General features: G+C 62.4%; 1 protein-coding gene. It reads left to right on the forward strand.

The window, feature by feature from the left end; all coding sequences use genetic code 11:
• The first annotated feature begins 220 nt into the window (after positions 1-220).
• The gene (locus N5D91_RS24250; protein ID WP_279909025.1) at positions 221-1,135 is read left to right on the forward strand and encodes an IS110 family transposase; all 915 of its coding nucleotides are present in this window, start codon (positions 221-223) and stop codon (positions 1,133-1,135) included.
• The last annotated feature ends 102 nt before the right edge of the window (positions 1,136-1,237 follow it).

Consider the following 1,237-nt stretch of genomic DNA (forward strand, 5'->3'; position numbering starts at 1 on the left):
GCTGCCAAGCCTTATCTGATCGGAATCTGGCAGCGTAGGTGCCGAGAGCCGGCGTGGGCCGCCGTGTAAGCCTGGATCTCGACGATCGCCATGTAGCTTGGCGCCCACGCCGGAATCTCCCTTGATCCGCCCGAACAGTTGCTGGAGCTGACACTCGCAGTGATAAGACTGGGCAAGCGGGGGGAGCTCTCGACCCTTCCAGACTATACGGAGTCCGGTGATGAACGGGATCGGGATTGATGTCAGCAAGCGGCAACTGGATGTCGGCACGACGGACGGCGAGATCCTGCAGGTCAGCAATAGCGCTTCGGGTTTTGCTGAATTGGATCTCTGGTTGAGGAAACATCCGGCGAGCCAGATTGTGCTGGAAGCCACCGGTGGCTACGAACAGTCAGTACTGAACTTCCTGCACAACGCCGGTCATCCGGTGGTCCGCGCCAATGCCCTGCGGGCCCGTAGGTTGGCCCAGGGGTTGGGTCAGCTGGCCAAGACCGACCGGTTGGATGCCTATGCATTGGCGCAGATGGCGGCCCTGGTCAAACTGCCCACCTACCAACCGCTGGAGCCTTGGCAGCAGAAAATGCGGGAATTCGTACGGGCACGTCGACAGACGATGGAAGCCCTGGCCGTAGCGCGGCAGCAGCAGGAGATGGTGACCGATCGCGAGTTGCGCCGACTGCTGCAAGCCAACATCAGCCGCCTGCAGGGGATAGTTGGGCGCCTGGGAAAGCAGATTGCCGAGCAGGTTGCCCAGCAGCCTCAATTGGCTGTCCTGAAATCGATGAAGGGCGTTGGCCCGGGCTTGCAAGCGGTACTGGCCAGCTATCTGCCAGAGCTTGGCAGGATCAGTGGCAAGCGCATCGCCAGCTTGGTCGGGGTGACCCCGATGTCCCACGACAGCGGAACCATGCGTGGCAAACGAAGCATCCATGGCGGCAGGGCCGAGATCCGTCAGGTGCTTTACATGGCCAGTATGTCGGCCATGCGGCATGAACCGCGACTGCGCGATTTCTACCAGTCGCTGCGAGCCCGAGGCAAGGAAGGAAAAGTAGCCATCGTGGCGGTGATGCGGAAGATGCTGGTGATTCTCAACGCCCGGGTGCGCGACGCTCAAGGCGGATCGATCCCCGCCTGAAGCCAGCCTGCGCGCGCTCCAAGAGGCTGCCGGCCAGCGGCCGGCACTACCGTGCCTGTCTGCCGGAGGAGCCTGAGCCCCTCCGGCAACACAGTTGCTACA

This window comes from Stenotrophomonas sp. GD03794 (assembly GCF_029842145.1).
Lineage (GTDB): Bacteria > Pseudomonadota > Gammaproteobacteria > Xanthomonadales > Xanthomonadaceae > Stenotrophomonas > Stenotrophomonas riyadhensis.